The 23,459-nt window shown below is 60.7% G+C and carries 26 protein-coding genes; 15 read left to right on the top strand and 11 right to left on the bottom strand.

Features of this window, described 5'->3' with window-relative positions; all coding sequences use genetic code 11:
• Positions 1-273 precede the first annotated feature (273 nt).
• The 4 genes from fixJ to QA639_RS37170 form a co-directional block, all read right to left on the bottom strand.
• Positions 274-882: a response regulator FixJ gene (fixJ, locus tag QA639_RS37185; protein ID WP_283088130.1), complete on the bottom strand. Its 609-nt coding sequence runs from the start codon at positions 880-882 to the stop codon at positions 274-276.
• Entirely contained in the window at positions 879-2,312 is a 1,434-nt protein-coding gene (locus tag QA639_RS37180) for a PAS domain S-box protein (protein ID WP_283088129.1), read from the bottom strand. Before QA639_RS37180 ends, fixJ begins: the two co-directional genes overlap by 4 nt.
• A gap of 93 nt (positions 2,313-2,405) precedes the next feature.
• Entirely contained in the window at positions 2,406-2,633 is a 228-nt protein-coding gene (locus tag QA639_RS37175; RefSeq protein ID WP_028332746.1) for a hypothetical protein, read from the bottom strand.
• A gap of 1 nt (position 2,634) precedes the next feature.
• Positions 2,635-2,991, bottom strand: coding sequence for a hypothetical protein (locus QA639_RS37170; protein ID WP_283088128.1), 357 nt, complete (start codon positions 2,989-2,991; stop codon positions 2,635-2,637).
• A gap of 698 nt (positions 2,992-3,689) precedes the next feature.
• Between QA639_RS37170 and QA639_RS37165 the strand changes: the two genes are divergently transcribed.
• From QA639_RS37165 to QA639_RS37105, 13 genes are all read left to right on the top strand, one after another.
• Positions 3,690-4,439 carry a CBS domain-containing protein gene (locus QA639_RS37165; RefSeq protein WP_283088127.1) on the top strand — a complete coding sequence of 250 codons (750 nt, stop codon included), beginning with the start codon at positions 3,690-3,692 and terminating at the stop codon, positions 4,437-4,439.
• A gap of 431 nt (positions 4,440-4,870) precedes the next feature.
• Entirely contained in the window at positions 4,871-5,098 is a 228-nt protein-coding gene (locus tag QA639_RS37160) for a hypothetical protein (protein WP_028332743.1), read from the top strand.
• A 111-nt stretch (positions 5,099-5,209) separates the two neighbouring features.
• Complete coding sequence (locus tag QA639_RS37155; RefSeq protein ID WP_283088126.1) at positions 5,210-5,707, top strand: hypothetical protein; 498 nt, start codon at positions 5,210-5,212, stop codon at positions 5,705-5,707.
• 26 nt (positions 5,708-5,733) lie between these two features.
• Complete coding sequence (ccoN, locus tag QA639_RS37150) at positions 5,734-7,356, top strand: cytochrome-c oxidase, cbb3-type subunit I (RefSeq protein ID WP_428841196.1); 1,623 nt, start codon at positions 5,734-5,736, stop codon at positions 7,354-7,356.
• Between the two features lie 8 nt (positions 7,357-7,364).
• Positions 7,365-8,099, top strand: a complete 735-nt coding sequence (gene ccoO / locus QA639_RS37145) for a cytochrome-c oxidase, cbb3-type subunit II (protein WP_157348341.1) — start codon at positions 7,365-7,367, stop codon at positions 8,097-8,099.
• Positions 8,100-8,109: 10 nt separating this feature from the next.
• A complete protein-coding gene (locus tag QA639_RS37140) occupies positions 8,110-8,274 on the top strand; it encodes a cbb3-type cytochrome c oxidase subunit 3 (RefSeq protein WP_157348340.1) in 165 nt (54 codons plus the stop codon).
• Positions 8,275-8,280: 6 nt separating this feature from the next.
• The gene (gene ccoP / locus QA639_RS37135; protein WP_283088601.1) at positions 8,281-9,153 is read left to right on the top strand and encodes a cytochrome-c oxidase, cbb3-type subunit III; all 873 of its coding nucleotides are present in this window, start codon (positions 8,281-8,283) and stop codon (positions 9,151-9,153) included.
• Between the two features lie 93 nt (positions 9,154-9,246).
• Entirely contained in the window at positions 9,247-10,704 is a 1,458-nt protein-coding gene (gene ccoG / locus QA639_RS37130) for a cytochrome c oxidase accessory protein CcoG (protein WP_283088600.1), read from the top strand.
• A 15-nt stretch (positions 10,705-10,719) separates the two neighbouring features.
• Positions 10,720-11,220, top strand: a complete 501-nt coding sequence (locus QA639_RS37125; protein WP_157348338.1) for a FixH family protein — start codon at positions 10,720-10,722, stop codon at positions 11,218-11,220.
• Positions 11,221-11,231: 11 nt separating this feature from the next.
• The gene (locus QA639_RS37120) at positions 11,232-13,418 is read left to right on the top strand and encodes a heavy metal translocating P-type ATPase (RefSeq protein WP_028332736.1); all 2,187 of its coding nucleotides are present in this window, start codon (positions 11,232-11,234) and stop codon (positions 13,416-13,418) included.
• Positions 13,418-13,585 carry a cbb3-type cytochrome oxidase assembly protein CcoS gene (gene ccoS, locus QA639_RS37115; RefSeq protein ID WP_028332735.1) on the top strand — a complete coding sequence of 56 codons (168 nt, stop codon included), beginning with the start codon at positions 13,418-13,420 and terminating at the stop codon, positions 13,583-13,585. The genes QA639_RS37120 and ccoS overlap by 1 nt, the downstream gene beginning before the upstream one ends.
• A gap of 285 nt (positions 13,586-13,870) precedes the next feature.
• Positions 13,871-14,026, top strand: a complete 156-nt coding sequence (locus QA639_RS37110) for a hypothetical protein (protein ID WP_198400319.1) — start codon at positions 13,871-13,873, stop codon at positions 14,024-14,026.
• Positions 14,027-14,749: 723 nt separating this feature from the next.
• Positions 14,750-15,928 (top strand): NnrS family protein, encoded by a 1,179-nt coding sequence (locus QA639_RS37105; RefSeq protein WP_157348336.1) that lies wholly within the window; start codon positions 14,750-14,752, stop codon positions 15,926-15,928.
• 111 nt (positions 15,929-16,039) lie between these two features.
• On the opposite strand, the gene QA639_RS37100 is transcribed toward QA639_RS37105, so the two are convergent.
• Positions 16,040-16,630 carry a hemerythrin domain-containing protein gene (locus tag QA639_RS37100; protein ID WP_157348335.1) on the bottom strand — a complete coding sequence of 197 codons (591 nt, stop codon included), beginning with the start codon at positions 16,628-16,630 and terminating at the stop codon, positions 16,040-16,042.
• 51 nt (positions 16,631-16,681) lie between these two features.
• Between QA639_RS37100 and QA639_RS37095 the strand changes: the two genes are divergently transcribed.
• Positions 16,682-17,056 (top strand): hypothetical protein, encoded by a 375-nt coding sequence (locus QA639_RS37095; RefSeq protein WP_283088599.1) that lies wholly within the window; start codon positions 16,682-16,684, stop codon positions 17,054-17,056.
• 320 nt (positions 17,057-17,376) lie between these two features.
• On the opposite strand, the gene QA639_RS37090 is transcribed toward QA639_RS37095, so the two are convergent.
• The 6 genes from QA639_RS37090 to QA639_RS37065 all read right to left on the bottom strand — a co-directional run bounded on the left by QA639_RS37090 (position 17,377) and on the right by QA639_RS37065 (position 22,087).
• Positions 17,377-17,559: a hypothetical protein gene (locus QA639_RS37090; RefSeq protein WP_028332731.1), complete on the bottom strand. Its 183-nt coding sequence runs from the start codon at positions 17,557-17,559 to the stop codon at positions 17,377-17,379.
• A gap of 306 nt (positions 17,560-17,865) precedes the next feature.
• The gene (locus QA639_RS37085; RefSeq protein WP_168856000.1) at positions 17,866-18,015 is read right to left on the bottom strand and encodes a hypothetical protein; all 150 of its coding nucleotides are present in this window, start codon (positions 18,013-18,015) and stop codon (positions 17,866-17,868) included.
• Positions 18,012-18,290, bottom strand: a complete 279-nt coding sequence (locus QA639_RS37080; RefSeq protein WP_157348332.1) for a hypothetical protein — start codon at positions 18,288-18,290, stop codon at positions 18,012-18,014. Before QA639_RS37080 ends, QA639_RS37085 begins: the two co-directional genes overlap by 4 nt.
• Before the next feature lie 1,882 nt (positions 18,291-20,172).
• Entirely contained in the window at positions 20,173-20,427 is a 255-nt protein-coding gene (locus tag QA639_RS37075) for a hypothetical protein (RefSeq protein ID WP_157348330.1), read from the bottom strand.
• A 49-nt stretch (positions 20,428-20,476) separates the two neighbouring features.
• A complete protein-coding gene (locus QA639_RS37070; protein ID WP_157348329.1) occupies positions 20,477-20,674 on the bottom strand; it encodes a hypothetical protein in 198 nt (65 codons plus the stop codon).
• 633 nt (positions 20,675-21,307) lie between these two features.
• A complete protein-coding gene (locus QA639_RS37065; protein WP_198400318.1) occupies positions 21,308-22,087 on the bottom strand; it encodes an IclR family transcriptional regulator domain-containing protein in 780 nt (259 codons plus the stop codon).
• Positions 22,088-22,198: 111 nt separating this feature from the next.
• On the opposite strand from QA639_RS37065, the gene QA639_RS37060 reads away from it, so the two are divergent.
• On the top strand, positions 22,199-23,455 hold the full coding sequence (locus QA639_RS37060; RefSeq protein ID WP_157348328.1) for an aromatic ring-hydroxylating dioxygenase subunit alpha: 1,257 nt from the start codon (positions 22,199-22,201) through the stop codon (positions 23,453-23,455).
• Positions 23,456-23,459 lie beyond the last annotated feature (4 nt).

Raw genomic sequence — 23,459 nt, 5'->3', positions numbered from 1 at the left:
CGAGGAAGCCAGGGCATCGGCCTTGCGGCAGATGGCCGCGAACGTCGAAAATGCCACCAAGGTCGCTGTCGGCGAAGTTGCGGCCGGCACGGATCGCATGGCGATAAACGCGTCCATGATGAGGGATACGGCGCTTACGCTGGAGAGAAACAGCGGCGGTCCATGGCTTGAAATTCCGGGACGCGCTTGCCCATGTCCTGCCTCACCCGCGTGGGCTTGGCGGTCTTTATCTCCGTGGACAAGCAGCCTTGAATAATCGCTTTCTTGGGACGTCTAGAGCCCAGCAGCGATCGCGATCCGCATCAATTCCGACATGCTGCGCACATTGGTCTTGGCCATCAGGTTAGCCCGGTAGACCTCGACTGTTCGAGGGCTGATGCCCAGGTCGTGGGCGATCACCTTGTTGATCTTGCCCGCCACGAGCCCCCGCAGAACGTCACGTTCGCGCGGCGAGAGATCCACCAGGCGAGCCTCGGCCTCGCGCTTGACCGTACAGTCGGCCTGGGCCGCCGACTGTGTTTGCAAGGCTTCGCCGATTGCACGCAACAGCGCCTCGTCCTCGAACGGTTTTTCGATGAAGTCAACCGCGCCTGCCTTCATCGCCTCGACCGCGAGTGCAACGTCTCCATGGCCAGTCATCAGAATGACGGGACATGCGAGCGCGTCGGCCTTGAGCTTGCGGACCAATTCGAGGCCGCTCATGCCGGGCATGCGGATGTCAGATACAATGCAGTCGACTGTGCTGCCGGCAAGATGATCGAGAAAATCGGTTGCCGTCTCATAAGACGTTACGGCAAAGCCGTTGACGTCGAGAAGGAAAGCCAGTGAGTCCCGCATCGCGGGATCATCGTCGATCACGAGAATTGTGCGCCGCGTAGTCATGCTTCTTCTTCCCCGTCCTCCGCGAACGGGAGGATGAACTGAAAAACCGTGCCGCCACCAGCGTTTGGCATCACATCGATGCGTCCGCCATGGGATTCGATGATGGTCCGGCAGATCGAGAGGCCGACGCCCATGCCATGCTCCTTGGTCGTGATAAAGGGCTGAAATAAACGGTCGGCGATATCGGGGCTGATGCCCGGGCCGGTATCGGCAATGGTAAACGTCGCAACACCGCTAGTCTTGGTGACGTCGACGGTCAATTCGCGGCGCGGGCCCGACGCCATCGCCTCGATCGCGTTGCGAACCAGGTTGAGCACTACCTGCTGAATCTGGATTTTGTCGACGATGATCGGGGGCATGTCCCGGTCGCTGCGGATCGCTACCCGGACGCCCTGCTCCTTGGCGCCGAGCAGCGCCAGTGCAACAGCCTCTTCGAGCAAGGTGGCCGGGCTCTCCAGAGACTGTTGGGTCTCGCCCTTCGCGACAAACTCGCGCAGGCGCTTGATGATGTCGCCGGCCCGTAGCGCTTGCTGCGCGGCCCGCTCGAGCGCGTCCCGAATGCGGCTAGCATCCGGTATCTCCGATGCCAGCAGCGCCTTCGCACCGCGCATGTAGTTCGTGATGGCTGACAGCGGCTGGTTGATCTCATGCGCGATTGAGGATGCCATCTCACCCATGGCGGTCAATCGCGACACATGGACCAGCTCGGACTGCAGCTCCTGAAGCCGCCGTTCCTGCGCTCGACGCTCGGTGAGATCGCGGATAAAGCCGGTGAAGAAGCGCTCTCCGCTTACCTTGGCCTCGCCGACGGCGAGCTCCATCGGAAACGTCGAGCCGTCACTTCGTTCCCCGACAACGATACGGCCAATGCCGATGATGCGCCGCTCGCCGGTCGTAAGGTAACGCTCGAGATACCGGTCGTGCTCGCCGCGATACGGCTGGGGCATCAGGTTCGAAACGTTCTGTCCGACGACCTGGTCCGCCTTCCAGCCAAACAGGCGCTCGGCTGCAGCGCTGAAGGAGCGAATAATGCCGTGGTCGTCGATGACGATCATCGCATCAGGGACCGTGTCGAGGATCGACTGCAGATGGGCCTGGCGATTTCGCGCCTGATCGCTCTCCTTCAGTAGCCGGTCACCCATAAAGCCGAGGATCGGGCCGAGGACAGCGAAACAGGCGATATCGATCAGATTCGCAGGTTCAGTGACCAGGCTCCTGCCGAGGAATTTGGCGCTGATGACGAGGCAGAGCAGGGTGGTGAGGATCGCCGGACCGCGGCCTCCGGTGAAAGCGGCAAAAAGCACGGCCGGGACAAAGATGATCGTGAAGGTCCGGTCCTCGAAATAGTTATCTAGTCCCGCGCGCACAGCAAATACGAGTGCGGCCGCTGCCGCGGCAGTGCCATAGCGGTACCAGATGCGGTCGGACATATTTCCCCGGCAAAGCCCTCAACCTATTTGATGTTACAACGTTCGGAGGCGTGCTGCTACTAGCTGCACTGTTCAAGACAGTGGGCGGACGACCTATTTGACCCAGGCACGCCAATGCGTCGGCTGCACCAGGATGCGGTCGATGGTCCCCGCCTTCATCCAGCCGCCCAGGATGCGGCGGCAGGGGAAGACGAGCTTGTGAATCGTGTTACCTTCGATGACGGCGAGCTCAAGGTCTCGATCGAAGGGGGCCGTCGCGACCCCCTCCCATGTCTCGCTGACGCCGGCCCCTGGGCGCTCTGGAGCGTCGCGTGCCGGCATATCAGGCGGCCTTCTGAGTTGCCTCGTCGACACCGCTGGTCTTTCGTGCAAACAGGTTCAGCTCGATCGTGCCCAGCGAACGCGCGGTCTCGATCGCGTACGTCGCGTCGTTCGCGCCGCGCGCGGTAGCGCCCTTGGCCCAGTCCTGCAGCGCTGTGATCTTCTCGGCGACCGAGGCGGTGGAATTGAACCTTCGGAAGAGCTCCCAGGCCTCGTTCGATTCGACCAGGATCTGCTCGAACCAGTGCCGGTTCGCCTCGATCAGCTTCTCCGAAAATTCCGACTGGACAGCCATCGCCCGCTTTGCGTAGCTCTGGATGGCGTCGGAGACGGGACCGACTTCACTTTGGTCTGTCATGTTCAAAATCCTTCGTTTGGGGAGGCCCCTGCTTTCCCATATGGGCGGCACTTGCGTGTTGATGTGCGTCAACTCAATCTTCCAGCGCCCCGCATCGATTCTGGCGATCAACCTAGCCGCGCTTGGGATCGACGACTGCGCCGGTTCGCAGGTTGATGAAGTGGACGCCATCACAAGCGGCGCAGGAGATCGAATGCAGATCGTCAGTCAGAGGTCCGGACGCGTCATCGGGAAGCAGGCCTTGGACGCGATCACCAGTAGTCGGACACGAGAAGATAATGGGGCGCCAAGCCGTTCTGTCTGCCATTTGCACAATCCTGACGGAGCGGCATCGTCTGGCAGGACGCGTCGTGCCGCATTGATGCACGTCAAAATTCCGGGCGAACGGTCGAGGCGGCGCCGGTGGCCTAGAACGGGCGACGGCGATGATGCCGGGCAGGGCGGGACTCGGCCGGCTGGCTCAGCGAAGGCCGCTTTGCCTGCAAGGTCATCCGGACGAGGGCCACGACAACGATCGCGAGAGCTCCGATTGAGGCGAGCAGGTTTTGCAACATGATTTGGTCTCCTGACTAATTGGCAACATCTTCGATCATCGGTCGTGGCGCCTTGATTCCCGTCAAACGCGGGCATTGAGAGAGATCAAGACGATTGGGCCGACCTTGTGTGAGCTTGCTGCAAGCGTTGAAAGGAGAGCGGCAATGCGCGCACATCAGATCATGGCGAGACATCTCATCACTGTTGGAACCGAGACCTCCATCATCGAGGCGGCCAAGCTGATGATGGATCATCATGTCAGCGGTCTGCCGGTGGTCGATTCGTCTGGAAGACTGGTCGGAATCCTATCGGAGAGCGACTTCTTGCGGCGAAGCGAGATCGGCACGCAACGCCGGCGTGGCCGCTGGCTTCAGTTCCTTCTCGGCTCCGGTTATGCAGCCGCGGACTTTGTCCACGAGCGCGGGCGGAAGGTCGGAGAGATCATGTCGTGTGATCCCATCACCGTGACGGAAGAAACGCCCCTGCCTGATCTGGTCAATCTCACGGAGAAGAGAGGCATCAAACGGCTGCCGGTGATGCGCGAGGGGCGCCTCGTTGGCCTCGTGACAAGCGCCGATCTGTTGCGGGCAGTCGCGTCCATTGCGCACCAGATCCCGGATCCTACGGCTGATGACAAGCACGTCCACGATCGCATCGTGCGGGCACTCGACGGTGCAAATTGGTGTCCGCTCGGGCTGCAAGTCTCGGTGCGCAACGGCGTGGTGCACCTCCGAGGGATCATCATGGACGAGCGGGCGAGGCAGGCGGCAATTGTCGCCGCGGAGAATGTCGCCGGCGTCAAGGAAGTGCACGATCATCTATGCTACGTCGATACTTATTCCGGCTTCTATATCCAATCCGCGGAAGACGAACGAGCAGCTGCAGGGAAAGCAGCAAAGGTGACGGCAGGATGATCGTTCGCCCCGCAATCATTCTGACCCCGTTGATCGCGACTGCGGTGGTCAGCGCCGATCTCGTGGGCTTCGCAGCAACATTGATTACGATCCTTGTGTTCGTGGGCTTCGCGGTCGTTGCCTCCGGATGGACCGTCAGCGGCAAAACAACGTCAATACCGGCAGTCCGGCCGTCATCCCCAGACTGGACATCTCACCACAAATAGCACCTCGTCCGGTCCGTTCGTAATTCCTGACCATGTGAGCCGTACCTCGCGAAAAGCGCGTCGCTCGTATTCCTGGTTGTCGAGGTCGTTCAAGGCTCTGCTTGCCTTCGATATCCTCCGCAAGAGGATAGCCGCGCCTCAGAGAGCATTCCGTTGCGGCAGATCAATACGGGCGTCTCGTACCAATGAGAGCATAACCAAGCAATCAGCCCATGCGAGGGTGCCATGACATCATTTGACGTTCGTTTCATCAAGACGGTTTGCGACGATACCGGCCACGAACATCGCGCCTGCCAGGCAGCATTCAAGGTCGACGCGGTCTCGCTTTCCGCGGCTGCACAGCTGGCCGAGGCCGACTTCTGCAGACAGAAGGGCGTCCGCGACTGGACGATCTTTGCCGATTCCATGGAGCTTCGAACGCCGCCAGCTTTGCCGTCGGCGTGGGGCGGCTAGCGACCCATAGACGGCCGTCGCGATCGATTGCCGCGATATCGCGCGCTTGATCAAGATCAAATCGACAATCGGGTCCTTCGGCTAGAGGTGGAGAGCCAAAAGGGGTGAGAAATGACCGACCGATCAGCTGGCAATAGCTCGCCGCAATTCGAGAATCTTCTCGCTCGCTTGCGCGCATTTCTTGTGCGTCGACACGAATTCGATCTGTTGACCGCCAGGGAGGTCGACGAGATCGCTCACGAGCTCAATCTCTCGACGTCGGACCTTCGTGCGCTTGCCCGCGAGCAAGGTTCGCCGGAGTTGCTCAGCAAGCGCCTCGAGCATGCAGGTCTGTCCGCGCAGATGCTCGCTTCGTCCCATTGCGATGTGTTGCGTGATCTGCAGCGGGTGTGCGGTCTATGCCATGAGAAGGCTCGCTGCGCCGCGGATCTCGCGCGGGAAAGGCGGGCCAGTCCGGCAAAATACTGTCCGAATGAACTGACCCTGACGGCGCTGAGCCGCGGCGCCGGCGGCGCGCGGCATGGCGCAGGCGTTGATGCCGATCAAGTGGCTGGCGGCGAGATTGTGGTTGCCATGACGCCACCGCATCCAAGGAAAGCTTCCATATGACTGGTCCATCTTCCGTTTCAAAGTCGATGACGATGGGCGAAGCCGGCTTGACATCGGCACTTGCGGTTTTTGCCTTCGTTAGCTTTCTGGGCGCGGCGATGGGGCACGATGCGGCGTTCAGTTTTCACGCGTCGCTTGCTTGTGCCGCCAGCCTGATCTCCGTGGTCATGATCGGCAATCGCTACCTTGACCGTCCGGCCCAACTGCCTCCAGCGGAGATCGGCGGGCGTCCCAATTACAACTTCGGCCCGATCAAGTTCGCGTCCGCCATGGCGATGTTCTGGGGCATCGCTGGCTTCACCGTGGGTCTGATCATCGCGATGCAGCTGGCCTGGCCGGCGCTCAATTTCGATCTGCCCTGGACGACATTCGGCCGCCTGCGGCCGCTGCATACGTCGGCCGTGATCTTCGCGTTCGGCGGCAACGTCCTGATCGCAACGTCGTTATATGTTGTGCAAAAGACCTGCCGCACTCGCCTGGCAGGCGACCTGTCGCCCTGGTTCGTCGTGGTCGGCTACAACTTCTTCATCCTGATCGCCGGCACCGGCTACCTGCTCGGCGTGACCCAGTCGAAGGAATACGCCGAGCCGGAATGGTACGCCGACTTCTGGCTAACGATCGTCTGGATGACGTATCTGCTCGTGTTCCTGATGACGCTGGTGAAGCGCAAGGAGCCGCATATCTTCGTCGCCAACTGGTTCTACCTGGCGTTCATCATCACGATCGCGGTGCTGCATCTCGGCAACAATCCCGCGCTGCCGGTTTCCTTCCTCGGCTCGAAGTCCTACATCGCTTGGGGCGGTGTGCAGGATGCGATGTTCCAGTGGTGGTACGGCCACAACGCGGTCGGGTTCTTCCTGACCGCCGGCTTCCTGGCGATCATGTACTACTTCATTCCGAAGCGGGCGGAGCGTCCGGTCTATTCCTACCGGCTTTCGATCATCCATTTCTGGGCGCTGATCTTCCTCTACATCTGGGCCGGCCCGCATCATCTGCACTACACGGCACTGCCTGACTGGGCGCAGACGCTCGGCATGACGTTCTCGATCATGCTCTGGATGCCGTCCTGGGGCGGCATGATCAACGGCCTGATGACGTTGTCGGGCGCCTGGGACAAGCTGCGCACCGATCCCGTGCTGCGCATGATGGTGGTGTCGGTCGCGTTTTACGGCATGTCGACCTTCGAAGGTCCGATGATGTCGATCAAGGTGGTCAACTCGTTGAGCCACTATACCGATTGGACCATCGGCCATGTGCATTCCGGCGCACTAGGCTGGGTCGGCTTCGTCTCGTTCGGTGCGCTGTATTGTCTCGTCCCGTGGCTCTGGAATCGCCAGCTCTACAGCCTGAAGCTGGTCAACTGGCACTTCTGGATCTCGACCATCGGCATCGTGCTCTACATCTCCGCGATGTGGGTGTCGGGAATTCTGCAGGGTCTGATGTGGCGCGCCTACACCTCGCTCGGCTTCCTCGAATACTCCTTCATCGAATCTGTCGAGGCCATGCACCCCTTTTACATCATCCGCGCAGCCGGCGGCGCGCTGTTCCTGGTCGGCGCCCTGATCATGGCCTTCAATCTCTGGATGACGGTCAATGCCGGCCGAGCCAGTGAAACCGAGGGCGCCGGCGCTCTCCAGCCTGCCGAATAGGTCACGCAATGTCCCTCTGGAATCGACACAAGATTTTTGAGAAGAACTCGATCATCCTGATTGTCGGCATTCTCGTCGTCATTGCGATCGGCGGGCTGGTCGAGATCACGCCGCTGTTCTATCTGAAGAGCACGATCGAGGCTGTCGACGGCGTGCGGCCTTATACACCGCTCGAACTCGCCGGCCGCAACATCTACGTCCGCGAGGGCTGCTATCTCTGCCATTCGCAGATGATCCGCCCGCTGCGCGATGAGGTCGAGCGCTATGGCCACTATTCGCTCGCGGCCGAGAGCATGTACGACCATCCGTTCCAGTGGGGCTCCAAGCGCACCGGGCCGGATCTGGCGCGCGTCGGTGGCAAATATTCCGACGATTGGCACGTCACTCACCTGATCAATCCGCGCTCGATCGTTCCGCAGTCGGTAATGCCCGGGTACCCCTCGCTCGCCAAGACGGAACTCGACCCATCCGACGCCATAGCTCATCTGCGGACCAATCGCGCGGTCGGCGTACCCTATACCGACGAGCAGATTGCCAACGCGGTCGCCGATATCAAGACGCAGGTCGATCCCGACAGCCCCGGCTCTGATGCTTTTCAGAAGCGCTATCCGAAGGCCTTGGTCCGCAACTTCGACGGCAAGGGCGGCAATCCGACCGAGCTCGACGCATTGATCGCCTATCTGCAGATGCTCGGCACGCTCGTCGACTTCAAGCTCTACAACGAAAAAGCCAATCTGCGCTGAGGGCACGCGCATGAAAGCGATCATTCAAGCCGAGAATTTTGCGTCGAGCCTGGTCGGCACACTCTGGACCCCGATCTTCGTTGGAATTTTCATAGTCATCGTCGTCTACGCACTCTGGCCCCGCAACAAATCTCTCTTCGATGCTGCAGCCCGGATGCCGCTGCGGGAGGACTGACCGATCATGAGCGAGCACAATGAGATCGACCGCGTTTCCGGCCGCAGCACGACCGGTCATGAGTGGGACGGCATCAGGGAACTGAACACGCCGCTGCCGCGGTGGTGGGTCCTGACATTCTATGCAACGATCATCTGGGCGATCGGTTACTGGGTCGTCTATCCGGCTTGGCCGCTGGTGTCGGGCTACACCACTGGTCTGTTTCAGTATTCCACCCGCGCCAGTGTCGCGACCGACCTTGCCGATCTCGAAAAGCTGCGCGGCGAGAAGATGGCGGTGCTCGGCAACGCGTCGCTGGCCGACATCGAGAAGGATCCGGCCCTGCTGGCGCTGGCGCGTGCCCGCGGCAAGACCGTGTTCGCCGACAATTGTGCGCCGTGTCACGGCAGCGGCGGCGCCGGTGCGAAGGGTTATCCGAACCTGAACGACGACGACTGGCTGTGGGGCGGCTCGCTTGACCAGATCATGCAGACGATCCAGTTCGGTGCACGGTCCGGACACGCAAAGACTCATGAAGGGCAGATGTTGGCATTCGGCCGCGACGGCGTTCTCAAGAAAGAGGAGATCGTCACGGTCGCCAACTATGTGCGCTCGCTTTCCGGCCTTTCCACAGCGCCGAAGTTCGACGCCACGGCCGGAAAGAAGCTGTTCACTGAGAATTGCACCAGCTGCCACGGTGACAACGGCAAGGGCAACGCGGAGCTCGGTGCGCCGAACCTGACCGACCAGATCTGGCTCTATGGATCCGACGAGGAGACCCTGGTTGAGACCATCGCCAACGGCCGCGCCGGGGTCATGCCGGCCTGGGTCGGCCGGCTGGACCCTGTCACCGTCAAGGCGCTGGCGGTCTATGTGCACTCATTAGGCGGCGGCAAGTAGCCCGCCGCGTGGGGGCCGGGATCATTGACCGAGGTCAAACCCGGACATGGAGCGAGGATGTAAGTTTCGACGAGCGCCTCATTCGAGCAACCCGTGAACAAGCCCGTGCCGTCTGATGAACTCATAGCCGACGAAGACGGGCCGCTTTACGCGCCTCGCAAGAAGGTTTTCCCGCAGAGCGTCTCCGGCCGATTCCGCTCGATCAAATGGCGACTGATGGCTGTCTGTCTCGGCGTCTACTATCTGCTGCCCTTCGTGCGCTGGCATCGGGGCCTCGGCGCGCCCGACCAGGCGGTCCTGATCGATTTTCCAAACCGACGCTTCTATTTCTTCTTCATCGAGTTGTGGCCGCAGGAAATCTACTATTTCACCGGCCTTTTGGTGCTCGCAGCTCTCGCCTTGTTTCTGATGAACGCACTGGGTGGCCGGATTTGGTGCGGCTATCTCTGCCCGCAGACGGTCTGGACGGATCTTTTCTATGCGGTCGAGCGTCTGGTCGAAGGCGACCGCCGCGTCCAGATCAAGGCCGATGCGGGCCCGATGACCGCAAAGCGCGCCGGTCGCCGTGCATTGAAGCACGCAATCTGGCTGATGATCGCCTGGTGGACCGGTGGCGCCTGGGTGCTCTACTTCGCCGATGCGCCGACCCTGGTGCGCGATCTTGCGACTTTTCAAGCGCCGGCGGTGGCCTATGTCTGGATCGCGATGCTGACCGCGTCGACCTATTTGCTGGCCGGCTATATGCGCGAGCAGGTCTGCGTCTATATGTGCCCGTGGCCGCGGATTCAGGCCGCACTGACCGACGAATGGGCACTCAACGTCACATACAAATACGATCGCGGTGAGCCGCGTTGCTCCGTCAAGAAGGCGTTCGACACTCGCTCGCTCGGCGAGAAGGCCGGCGATTGTATCGATTGCAACCAGTGTGTTGCCGTGTGCCCGACCGGGATCGACATTCGCGATGGCGCGCAGCTTGGCTGCATCCAGTGCGGCCTGTGCATCGATGCCTGTGACGCTGTTATGACCAAGGTCAGCCGCAAGACCGGTCTGATCGGATACGATAACGATATCAACGTTCAGCGGCGCGTCGCCGGCAAGCAGGAGATTTTCAAGCCCGTTCGCGCCCGTACCGTCGTCTACGCCAGCCTAATTACCGTAGTCTGCGCCGTGATGCTTTACGCGTTGATGTCGCGAACCCTGCTCGACATCAACGTGCTGCACGACCGCAACCCGATCGCGGTGCGTCTCAGCGACGGCGCGATCCGCAATGGATACACGCTGCGCTTTCTCAACAAGCGCGGTTTTGATCGTGTGATCGCGATCGATGTCGATGGACCGGCCGAAGCGAAGCTACACGTCATCGGTGCGGACTCCGTGACGCCAGATCGGCCGATGATCGTTCTTGCGCGCGACACCACCACCGAACTGCGCGTGCTGGTGACGGCGCCGTTCGATGAAAAAGCGGAAAAGTCGGTGCCGGTCACATTCCGCGTCACTGATATCGGTCTCGGGGAGGTCGCCTCCGCGACCGACCACTTCGTCCTTCCCTAAGCGCGGAATTTCATCATGGCAGTCTCAAGTCAAGCCGCGCGACCCATCACCGGACGTTTCGTCCTGGTCACGACGACCGCGTTCTTTGCCGTCGTCATCAGTGTGAACATGGTCATGATGCGCCTTGCCATTACGACTCTTCCGGGAACCGAGGTCGACAGCGCATACAGCGCCAGCCTCGCCTATCAGCGCGAGATCGACGCGGCCAGACAGCAGAGCGAGCGCAACTGGCAAGTCCAGGCGCATATCGATCGGCGGTCTGACGGCAGCGCCGCAATTGCACTGGAGGCGCGCGACCACGCCGGAACGCCGCTGACGGGAATGAGTTTCCTCGCTCGGCTCGAGCGGCCGATCGATCGTCGCGCAGACCGGGCGATCGAGATCGCCGAGGCTGGGGGTGGGAGCTATAGCGGCCGCGCCGAGGGCGTCGCCGCCGGGCAGTGGGACCTCGTCATCGAGGGCGACGCTGACGGCCGCCGCATGTTCCTGTCGAAGAATCGAATCCTGCTGAACTGAAGGTGCATCCTATGCAGGCGGATATCGATTTCTCTCACTATCTGAAGAGCACGGGCGCCGGGCTCATCCATCTCGATCTCGCAGTCGAGGGCATCAATTGCGCGGGCTGTATGGCCAAGATCGAGCGCAATTTGTCAACCATACCGGACGTCACCTCGGCCCGCGTGAACCTGACGGACAGTCGCCTTGCACTGGAATGGAAAGCGGGTGCACTCGACCCGGCGCTGTTCGTAAGCCGTCTCGCGGAGCTCGGCTACAAGGCCTATCCCTTCGAGCGGAATGATGCCGAAACCCAGGAGGCCCGGCGTGCGCAAGGCCTGTTGCGCCGGTTGGGTGTCGCCGCCTTTGCGGCGATGAATGTCATGATGCTGTCGGTCCCGGTATGGTCCGGCAACGTCTCCGACATGCTGCCGGAGCAGCGCGACTTCTTCCACTGGCTTTCGGCGCTGATCGTGCTGCCGGCGGCCGCTTACTCCGCGCAGCCCTTCTTCTCGTCGGCGTTGTCAGCGCTGCGGGCGCGCGGCGTCAACATGGACGTGCCGATCAGCATCGGCATTTTGCTCGCGCTGGCGACCTCGGTGATCGAGACCGTAAACCACGCCGAACATGCCTATTTCGATGCCGCGATCATGCTAATCGCGTTTCTGCTTGCCGGTCGTTTTCTCGACCAGAACATGCGGCGGCGCACTCGCGCCTTTGCCGGCAACCTGGCTGCCCTCAAAGCGGAGACGGCGACGAAGTTCGTCAGTCCGACCGAGATCAAGACGGTCCCGGCAGCCGCGATCCGGCCCGGCGACATCGTGCTGCTGCGGCCCGGCGAGCGCTGCGCGGTCGACGGCAATGTGATCGAGGGCCGCTCGGAGGTCGATCAGAGCCTGATCACGGGCGAAACCTTGCCGACAATGGCGGCGTCCGGCAGCGCGGTGTTCGCGGGCACGGTGATCCGTTCCGGCACGTTGCGTGTCCGCGCGTCGGCGGCCTCGGGCGGAACGTTGCTCGACGAGATAAGCCGGCTGCTCGATCACGCGCTGCAGGCGCGCTCGCGCTATCTGCGGCTTGCGGAGCGGGCCTCGAGGCTCTACGCCCCGGTCGTACACGCGACCGCGTTGCTCACGATGCTCGGCTGGCTGGCCTATGGCGCAAGTTTTCATAATTCGATCGTGACCGCGATTGCAGTCCTGATCATCACCTGTCCATGCGCGCTGGGGCTTGCCATTCCCGCCGTGCAGACCGTTGCATCCGGTGCGCTGTTCGGTTCGGGTGTATTGCTCAACGCCGGCGATGCGATCGAACGGATCGCCGAGATTGACCGGGTGATCTTCGACAAGACCGGCACGTTGACGTTGCCCGAGCTCGATGTCGCCAATCTCGCGGACATCCCGGACGATGTCGTGAAGCTTGCGGGCCGGCTGGCACTCTCGAGCCGCCATCCGGTCGCGGCCGCGGTCGCGCGCAAGGCGGGCGCGGCTTCGCCGCTGGCCGACATTCAGGAAGAACCAGGCCAAGGCGTCCACGGCTTTCATGAGGGGCGTCCAATCCGGCTGGGCCGCCCATCATTTTGCGGTGCCGACGACCTCGCCAACGAGATTCTGTGCCGCGATCCGGAGGCTTCCGTCGTCGCATTCAGCCACGGCGAGAGCAGGTATGCGTTCGCGGTTCGGCAGCGGCTGCGGCCGGACGCGGCGGAGGTGATCGCAGCGTTGACCCGCATGGGCATCGCCGTCGAGATCGTGTCCGGGGATCGCGAGCCAGCGGTCCGGCATGCGGCAAGGATGCTGGGCGCGCATGAATGGCGTGCGGAGGTCTCTCCGGTCGACAAGATCGACCGGATCGAGGAACTGGCGCGCCAGGGCTGCAAGGTATTGATGGTCGGCGACGGCTTGAATGACGCGCCAGCTTTGGCCGCGGCGCACGCCTCGATGTCGCCCGTTACCGCCACCCACATGAGCCAGGCAGTCGCCGATGCTGTCTTCCTGGGTGAGCGGCTCACGCCGGTTGTGGTCGCGGTCAAGGTGTCCCGCAAGGCGTTGCGACTGATGCGGCAAAATCTTTGGCTTGCCGTCGTTTACAATGTGCTAGCCGTGCCGATCGCGATCGCCGGCCTGGTCACGCCCCTGATCGCGGCGGCGGCGATGTCGGGTTCGTCGGTGATCGTTATGCTCAATGCGCTGAGGGCGCGTGCGAGGGAGACGGTCTGATGGAGGTTCTGGTCATATTGGTGCCGCTCGCTCTCGCACTTGGCTTTGCCGGTCTGCTCGGCTTTCTCTGGTCACTCAAGAGCGGACAATATGACGACCTCGATGGCGCGGCTTGGCGCGCCATCGCCGACGATGAGCCCGTCAATGGTCAAGGCGGGTCCAAGTAATGAAAGTATACCAATGAAGCCGACGATGCGATCGTCAGCGCCGCGCTGGCGAGCGGCAAGGACCGGTGTCCAAGTCTGTCCACCGCAATCGCGGCGTCCGCGAGTGGACAAGCAGGACAGAGACCAGCCGACTGATGGAGCCGAGGCGCGCCATCATCAGCAGCAGCACATCGGCAGCACGTCAGGCCGCCAATAGCGCCAGTGTGTCGCCGACATTATGACCGGCTGCATCGTGGTAGCATCGAGCCATCCGTCAGTGCGCCGGATGCAGGGGAACCCGAGCGAATGTCGTTCGTCGCCGATTGCGGCAAGCTCGATCGCGCAGCCGAACGGGGCGGATGCGATATCGCGCCACCCCAGCAAGGTCAGCCGTCGAATCATCAAGGTCAAAAACCGACGCATGTCGTAAGCTGCTCCGAGCAAGTATTGATCCTGACATGATCACTCGCTTGAACCGTTGACGTAGCGCAGCAGAGCTGGAAACTGACGCTCTCGATGAAACGATTGAGGGTGAAGGCCTTGGCTGCAAAGATGCTGCAATAGCTTACATGGCGCAGGAGTCCGCCCCGGAATATCCCAAAGATTCAAGAGCCGCCGAGCCTTGAGCCAGGTCAATGCGTCTCCAGCGATCCGCTATAGATCAACAACCCTAGTCCGACCAATTCCCGTTCTATCGCTGAAAGTTGTCGCCTCAAATACCGGGGCCCGTCAGGCACGTCGAGGTGGTGATGATACGATGCCGAAGCAATACTCGACGAAGTTGAGCGCGACGCCGCCAAGTTGCTATCCGAGGAGCTTCGGAAATGAGTGCGGCAATAGGTGACGAACAACGCGCGGCCCTCAAAGTGCTTCGCAAGCTCTATCACTAGGAGTTAGTTCCGACAAAGCAGGGTACACACGGGGTCGAGCCGGAGACAGCTGCAACTTGTCGCGCAGGCAAGCGCACAAAAGAACACATCGTCTGGCCCTTTGCGCCGGCTTCAAGGCTACAGTCGTGATGTTGGTGCCCCGGGTCCAGAGGAAAGGAAATCCGAAACGACCGCCACGGAGCGTCACTGGCCAGGTTGACGCAGATCAACTTAAGACTCGCGGCGACGCGATTAACTCGCATCGCGCGGTATCGTGCCAGATCTCGCTGACATCCGCTGAACAAGGAAGACGTCCATGGCGACGATGCAGAAGTTAAGGGGCTACCGGGGCCCAGCACTGTTCTCCTACGGCTTTCGGCCGTTCTTTCTGTTCGGCGCCATCTATGCCGGCGCAATCGTTCCATTGTGGATGGCGGTCTTCGCGGGGGATGTCAGCCTTCCAACCGCGTTCGCACCACGGGACTGGCATGTGCATGAGATGCTGTTCGGCTATGTAGGCGCGGTGATAGCAGGCTTCCTGCTCACCGCCGTTCCGAACTGGACAGGACGCCTCCCAATCCAGGGCGGTCCACTCGTCGCTCTGTTCGGCGCCTGGCTTGCCGGAAGACTGGCAGCGACATTCTCAGGCATCATCGGCTGGCAATTCGCGCTTGCGATCGACGCTGCGTTCCTGCTGTTGCTCGCCGCCGCAGCCGCCCGCGAGATCATCGCTGGACGAAAGTGGGGCAATCTGAAACTGGTGGGCATCGTGTCGCTGCTTGCGGCCACCAACATCGCTTTCCATTTGGAGGCACATCTCAATGGTGTCGCGGACTATTCAGCACGGGCGGGTATTGCCCTCGTCGTTACGCTGGTCTGTGTGATCGGAGGGCGGATCGTTCCGAGCTTTACGCGCAACTGGCTCTCGCGCCAGAAGCGGGGCCGGCTGCCTGTTCCCTTCGGCCGATTCGACGCGGCGACGGTCGCTGTCAGTGCGTGCGCGTTGGTTGCATGGGCGGTGGTTCCTTCCGGTCGCGCGGTCGCAGGCGCCCTGGGAGTTGCCGGAGTGCTCCACGTCATCCGCCTTGCTCGCTGGGCCGGCCATCGAACGATATCGGACCGGCTCGTCCTGATCCTCCATGTTGCCTACGCGTTCGTGCCTGCCGGCTTTTTGCTGGCGGCGCTATCTTCGCTAGACCTCGTCGCCCCCAGCGCGGGGATCCATGCATGGACCGGCGGTGCGATCGGTTCGATGACGATCGCGGTGATGACACGGGCGTCGCTCGGTCATACGGGGCAGGAGCTCTCGGCATCCACTGCCACTCAGGCCGTTTACGCCTCGATCATCATCGCAGCGCTGGCGCGGATATGCGCGGCTGTCGATCCGACCTATTCGATACCGCTATTGATGATCGCGGGTATCGCATGGGCGGGTGCATTCCTGGGATTCGCTCTCGCTTATGCCCCCCTGCTGTGCAGCGCTCGAAAGCTCTGAGAGCAATCTGCTGGACGTGCTCAAGGCGAAGCGGAGGTTGCGCGCTCGACTTTCTTGATCGTTCTTACGGCCAATAGACAAGGTAGCCGTGCCTACCCGGTCGCAAGAGCATCAATGCCGTTCCGCTTCAGCCTCTTGCTCTAGTCGCATTATATGCGCTCTCAAGGCATCGAAGGTCTCTTCAGCGGCGTCGCTAAATAGCGGATCTTTTTGATCGGTCAGGGCTGAAGCGACCTCGGGCCAATCCTGGGGCAAAAGAGCCTTGAGGGCTGCCGGGACGAAGTCGCGCTCTTCCACCATCATATGGTGGCGTTCCTTCACTATGAAATCTCGTATGATGCGGCCGACCTCCTGTCGAGGAATCTCGCGATCCGCGAGAACGCCATCGATCGTTTTGGCGAAGCGGCGCAAACGATCAGCTCCGTCTGCGTGCTCACGCGCGAGATCACCGACGGTTGCAGCCGCATTCGGATCGCGAAGCGTTAGCTTGGAGAGGATCAAGTCTTCCTGAGGATGATGGTATACCTCCGGGTAGACTTCGAAATAGCTGATAATTGCCCGAATAACCTCATAGTCAGGGCGACGCCCGTGCTCAAAGAGCTCCAGTTCTCGCTCAAGGATAGTAAGGAGCAAATCGATATTGCGATGCTCAGTTGGCACTTTTCGAGCCACCCTTTCGTGGAGGTTCGAGAAAGCGCTCATGAAGAAGCGCAAAGGCCATTAATCGCGCCACCGAAGTGAGGGGACCCCACGATGAGCGCACACGGACTGCATCCAACAAGCCTGCCCGCCTGCGAGGACAGGACGTGCATCATCTACGCGCGGGTGATGCGCGGGATCAATTCCATCGCTAAGGCGGATATGCCGGCATCGGTCATCGGACCCGGCGGATGGAGTGCGACGCGCTCGCAGTCTGCGGTGCGGTCAAACACGCGGGAGCCCCGCGCCAATGCAGGTAAGTCCAGCAATCAGCAGCGCGCCTGCGCACGCTTCCAAGATGATCGAACGATGCCGACTTGCATACAAGGCGAGCATAGATCCCACGATCGTGGTCGCGATACCGAATTCCAGGATCATCGATTCAAATCGCTGAACTTTGAAAATTTGCGTTTGACGAAGAGAAAATGAAATATCTCTGAGACTACAGGACGCCACGCCAGGCTCGGTCATCGTTTTTCGGTTTAACGTTAAGGTCGCGACCCGTGGATTTACGGATGCGCCGCCGAGCGCGCGAACGCCGGCTTGCTCAATAAGGGAGGGAGGCCCGGGCAAGAGACCTCATACGACGGGGATGAGGCTTCATTCCGACGCTAAAGCAGTATCCGCTCTTTTGGAGCCAAAGCCGCGCCGCGTACTGGCGGACGCCAGGGCATGCTCGATTAACCGGGCTGATCGCACGCTGAGAGAAGCCGCTAGAAGTCGCGATGAGTGGACGCGAGCGAACCGCTCTAGCGCGGTTGGTCCGGGCTTTCTTGCCACGTCTTCGAGTGCTCTGAAATCCACTTCGCGGCGTCGTGCTCAGTAATAAAGCCCTTGATGACTTCCGTTTCGCCATCGGGCCACAGAATGTCGATCCTCCAGCCGGTGCCGGGATTTTTGCAAGCCATGAAAGCTGGTCGCTGCTCGATCATTCGTCGACTATGCGCCGACGGTGGCTAGCTACAAGCCAGTGATCCTGCCGCACCTCCATCTTTTTTACCCGTGCAACCCTTAAATCTCACGCCGATCCTTTCGTGGTCGTGAGTCAAGAAGATCCGGCAGCGGTGACAATTGGGGACGCGGCTCAGAACTTGGCTCTGCGGTTGCTTCGCCCCGGAAATTGGCCCAGCGCCGTCGGCTGATCACAAGGCCAATCAAGCCGGCCGCTATCAGCGCGGCTCCTGCGATTATCAGCCAATGCGGCAATTGCAATGAGAGCAGCAAGGCCTTTGCCATTTTCACTCCAGGACAGCGTACTCAAATGCCACGCCCTCAGGGGCGTTTTCCTCAAACCACTTCTCGGCGGCCTCGATCGAAGCGAAGACCTTGATGTGGTCCTCGTCGCCGATTTTCTTGGCCGTGTCCGTGTAGATCCAGACAGTTTTCATCGCATCAACTCAAGCAATTCCCTGACCTCGCTCAACCGCAGCTTGGTGTCCACCGGCATCTGCCCCAGCAGCATATGCCTGGTGCCGACCGCGATCCGATCGCGTTGGATGTCGTCCTGTTCTGCGTGATATGCCTCCATGTCCGCGGCGAACCGGCGGACGACCTCGGGCGGGATTTCCAGCAGCTTTCGGTTGATCGGCACGCACTGGCATGAAACTACGACAACACTGCCAAGCTTAAAATACCCGCTGCCGGCGTGGGTGCCATGGTTCATCTTCCAAACGGATTACTGCCGCGGAGGTATGCAGAAGCTACCGCTCTTCCGGCCGCCATGTTGACGGATGGGCGGTGGCTGAAATCTTATCGGTCCGCATCGCAGGGGCGAGGGCAATGATGGGTTTGACCGACGTCTTGCGCGCCAGGCTGCCACCCATGCGCTAACGCTCGCGGGATTGCCGGGCGCTGCAGCGAGCGGTGTAATAGCGCGTATGAACGACCATCCGACCAAAATCGCGTTCGGCAAATTGCTGGAAACGGGCGCAACTCGCATCATTGTTCTCTGCAAAGACTATCAGCGCTCCCACAATCTCCAGCTAGACGCAGCGAGATGGCTGGACGAGATGCGTCTGTCTGATCTCGAGCAGCGGTTCACTTGCACGGCCGGTGAAGGGGCTCGATCGTTCGATCGGTCGACGAGCCGCCCGAAATGGGCACCGGTTAGCTTGTGCCTTGGCGTATGCCGTCCGGCAACGTCGTCGCCAAGGTTCGCAGTAGCCGTCGCCCCCGAGATTTACAAATTCGTCAGCGGGCCTATGACCGGGCGACGAACTGCTTTGTCAGTCTCTCCTTTACGGATTCGGCTTGTTCCTTGGTCAGCTTCTCAGCCCAATGGCTATTGTTGATCAGCGCTGGCCCCTTGGGTTCTCGATCATAAACCATCCAGCCAGTGGTTCCCATTCGAACGAGGAATCTGGCCTGCACAGCGTAATTCACTGGTGACCTCTGCGGCAGTTCGCAATCCGACAATTGAGCCTCCCATCAGCGTGCGCGTCAATTGAACTATGTGAATCTTAGCATCGACTTTAGGCGAGCGGAGGAGGCGGGCGGCTTTTTCAGGGTCTGCGAAAGCGCTCATTCCCATCTCCGACGTGCATTACGCGTTTCCAATCAGTGTAACTGTAGAGTCCTGCCCAGTGGTGGATCGGCGTCCCGCAACACACGCAACTAAAGAGCCCCGAGCTGGTCACAGGAGTCGAGATTCGCTCCTGAATCGCAGAATAAATGGTGCCGCAGCGGCGGCATGAAAAATAGACGAGCATCAGTCATCCTCCGACCGCCCGAAACGCCCTTTAGCCGCGTCATCTGTGTCGTGCCAGAGCTTGATGCTCGTCCGCAAGGCCGGCGTAGAACCGCTCCAACGCCTCGCGGAAGCGGCTCTTGGCGCGCTCGAGGTCAGTTGCGCCACCGGAGCTGCCGCAAGGGGGACACTGATGGCGCAGGTCCAAAACGCCGGGCTGTGCTCGGTCGCCAATCGGGTCCTCCCAACATGGCAGTCCTCATGGAGCACCACGAAGTCGTTCTCGATCGCGTCACCGGCTATAACGGTTGGACGAAGGAATAGGTTCATGCAGCCAATTTCCCGCCGAATCAAGCGCGCGGGAAACCGCTCTGTCCGCGAAAAAGGGCGCTCGCCAGCTGCATGCCAGGAGCTATATCGATCCCGTATCGCAAGAGCGCAAGGGACGAGACCAAGCCGATAATGCTGAACAGCGTAAGGTAGCGAGAGTGGGCACCGGGCGTGAGGCTTTGAAATCTGTCGCGGGCTTCGAAAGAGTAAGCATATGAAAAGTCTCCCCAAAACGGGGGAGTGTAAGCGCCAAACCTGACAAGGGACCTGACGAGGCATCTGCACCGGTAGACCGCGTTGGCGTACGTCGCCCGGCAATTACGCCGTAGTCAGCGCCCGAAGAACAACCACAGCAGGATGATCACAGGAATTGGTACGCCCAAAAGCCAAAGCAAAACACCTCGTCCCATCGCGCTTCCCTCCGTTGTTTATTCGCGCCAATGGCAACTACGGAAGACGCGGCCATGTTCCTAACCCGCCGATCGCGTCGTCATTGCCGCCGCGCGACGGTGGAGGCGGATAACGGTGGTCATCCCTCAATGGTGAGGCGACCCAGAAACGCATTGCAGGCCCGCTCGGCTTCAGCGAACGAATTGAAGGGAGATCCGGATACGTGAGCCGCTGGCATATTCAGAAAGTCGGGGCGATATGATGCAACAAAGCCTGGCTCTCCATGTAATCCAGGTCCACTCCGGCTCTCATTGCTGATGACGAATGAATAGTCGTCGCTGCTTGCGATCCATATCTCCAGTTCAGTATCGACTCGGCGGAAGTGCAGGGCCATTTCACCCTCCACAAAACCTGGGTCCTCCGTGATCATCCAGATGGGACGCTTAACCTGCTTTTGTGCGGTTGGCCGCTTCGGCCTCCCGCGCCAGCCGTTCGACCTTTAGGCGCTCTCGATTATCGTGGACCGCTTTTTGCGCTTTGGCGTAATCCGTCATGGCTTCCGTCGGCCTGACAGTTTTGAATACCTTGTTTGCTTCGCGTTCCGTAGCCGTCGGCGCCCGTCGGTCTCGGTCTTTAATCATTATTGACCTCCCATTTAGGCTGACTAATCAACGCGCGGAGCTGGCTTTCGATCCTCGCAACGAACGTGAGGCCGCGATCATTTTCGGTTTCTGTCGCGGCGCGCCTTCTGAAACGCCTCCGGCCCTTTGAGCTCCCGCTATCGCTGAAACTTGCCTCGCGTTTTGCGCGGGCCGTAGAGACTTCTCTTTGGACGCTCTTCGCCGCCCAAATAAAAATACTCCCAATGAAAGGGAGCAGCGTACCGCAGCCTAGGAAATGGACAATGAAATGTTTCGCGACACTCCATGTGGCGCCACCTTATCCAACCGCAACCGTCACGCGAGTGCAAGGGAAGTGCGCACCTGTCCAATAGGGGAATAGATTGGCAGTGGCTTAGCCGGAGACGCCCTGGGCGAAATTGATCACTTCGCCCCAGTCTAGTCGGGTATCGACCCACGCCGCCGGCACTTTGCCCTGCTGACTAAATTGACCAATCTCGGTCTGGCTGTTGGCTTGGTACTCAAATTCAAAACTTGGCTATGATCTCGGCGTCAGCAATCTTCTTGGTGGTAAACTGTTGATAATTCCCGCGTGCGTCGCGCGGACCGGGATCGGTGCATGCTGGCCTCCGGTGTTCGAACGGCGGGAAGCCTTCAGCGCAGCTCCTTCAACGGCTGGGCGATCTGGTTCGCGCAGTTGAGTAGCACAGGTAGCAGACGTTTGCGCAGATCGTTGACTTTGACACGGGCCGTGGCCGCACTCACGCTGACGGCGGCGACGATGTCGCCATCGGCGACAAGCACCGGGACGGCCATCGATCTGATGCCCGGCGCTAGCTCCTCGTCGCTGATCGCATAGCCGTTCTTCGCGGCGGTCCGGATTGCAGACAGAATGTCCGGGACAGTGGTCAGCGTCCGCGGCGAGCGCGCGCTCATCGGCTGCCGGCTCAGTCGCCGCGTGATGTCGTCATCGGTATGGCGGCCCAGCAGGATGCGGCCTGTCGCCGAGCAATAGAGCGGAAGATAGGCGCCGACGCGAACGCCGGTCTGGACGTAGTGCTCGGCTTGCGCCCGCGCAATGAAGAGCGATTGATTGTCGTCCAGCACCGCCAGCGAAACCGATTCCGCGACTTCATCGCGGGCGCGCTCCAGCAGCGGTTGCGCGATTTGCACGAGCTTATCGCGCTCGGACATCATGCCGCCGAGCCTGCGCAAGCGAGGAAGAGGACGGAAGTCTCGTCCCGACAGCTCCAGGTAATTCAACTCGACCAGGGTGAGGAGGCATCGGCGCGCCGCTGCGCGTGTGGCGCCTGAAGCGCGTGCGGCGTCGGCGACGCTCATCACGGGGTGAACCGAGAATGCCTCGATGATCGCGAGGCCTTTCGCGAGCCCCGCCATCCCTTCACGTCTCTCTTTGGTTTCCGCGATCGCCATAGCTGAACTCACCTTGACAGCCGTTTTAGGTTGGCTCAAAGTGTTCGAAATACAGATATTTGTTCGATATTCGAACATATCGGACTTGAAGTCAAGCGTGAGGAAGCGCCGATGAACAAGATCGTTTTGCCGCCGGAACGAGCAAATCCGGTCAACTGGCCGGAGGGGCTCACCCGCGTTCCGTATTGGGTGTTCCAGGATCAATCGGCCTACGCTGAGGAGCAGCGCAAGATCTTCCAGGGGCCGAATTGGCACTATCTCGCGCTGGAAGTTGAACTGGCGGAGCCGGGCGATTTCCTCACGACGCAAATCGGCGATACGCCCGTGATCGTTACCCGCGACACCGACAATGAAATCTACGCGTTCGAAAACCGGTGCGCCCATCGCGGCGCGTTGATCTGTCTCGAAAACCGCGGCAAGCATCGCAAGGATTTCAGCTGCGTGTATCACGCCTGGAATTACGACCCGCAGGGCAACCTGACGGGCGTCGCCTTCAAGGACGGCATCAAGGGCAAAGGGGGCATGCCCGACTCGTTCAAGATGGAGCAGCACGGACCGCGCAAGCTGCGCATCGCGATCATTCACGGCCTGATATTCGGCTCATTCTCCGAGGACGTGCCATCGATCGAGGAATATCTCGGCGAGGAGATCATGAACCGCATCGAGCGGGTGCTCGGCGGCCGCACCCCGGTGGTGCTCGGGCGATTCACTCAAGCGCTTCCGAACAACTGGAAGCTCTACATGGAAAACGTCAAGGACTCCTACCACGCCAGTATCCTGCATCTCTTCTTCACGACCTTCGAATTGAACCGGCTGTCGATGAAGGGCGGTATAATTGTCGATGAGAGTGGCGGACACCACGTCAGCTATTCGGCAATCGATCGTGAGGCGGATAAGGACGTTGACTACGCCAAGCAGCAATTGCGGTCCGAGAGCGAGTACAAGCTCGCGGATCCGACCTTGCTGGAAAGTTTCGACGAGTATCACGATGGCTGCACGCTGCAGATCTTGTCGGTGTTCCCGACATTCGTGCTGCAGCAGATCCAGAACGCGATCGCGGTGCGTCAGATCGTGCCGCGCGCGATCGACAGGACCGATCTGAACTGGACTTATCTCGGCTTTGCCGACGACACGCCCGAGCAGCGACTGACGCGCATCAAGCAGGGCAATCTGGTTGGCCCGGCCGGTTACATCTCGATGGAAGACGGCTGTGTCGGCGGCTTCGTGCAGCGCGGCATTGCCGGTGCAAGCGAGGATCAGGCGGTACTCGAGATGGGGGGCGCCGACGCCAATAGCAGCGAGAGCCGGGTGACTGAGGCGTCGGTGCGCGGCTTCTGGAAGGCGTATCGCGCCAACATGGGAATCTGAGGAC

This window comes from Bradyrhizobium pachyrhizi, assembly GCF_029714545.1.
Classification (GTDB): Bacteria; Pseudomonadota; Alphaproteobacteria; order Rhizobiales; family Xanthobacteraceae; genus Bradyrhizobium; species Bradyrhizobium pachyrhizi.
This window is presented reverse-complemented; position numbering and strand designations above follow the sequence as displayed.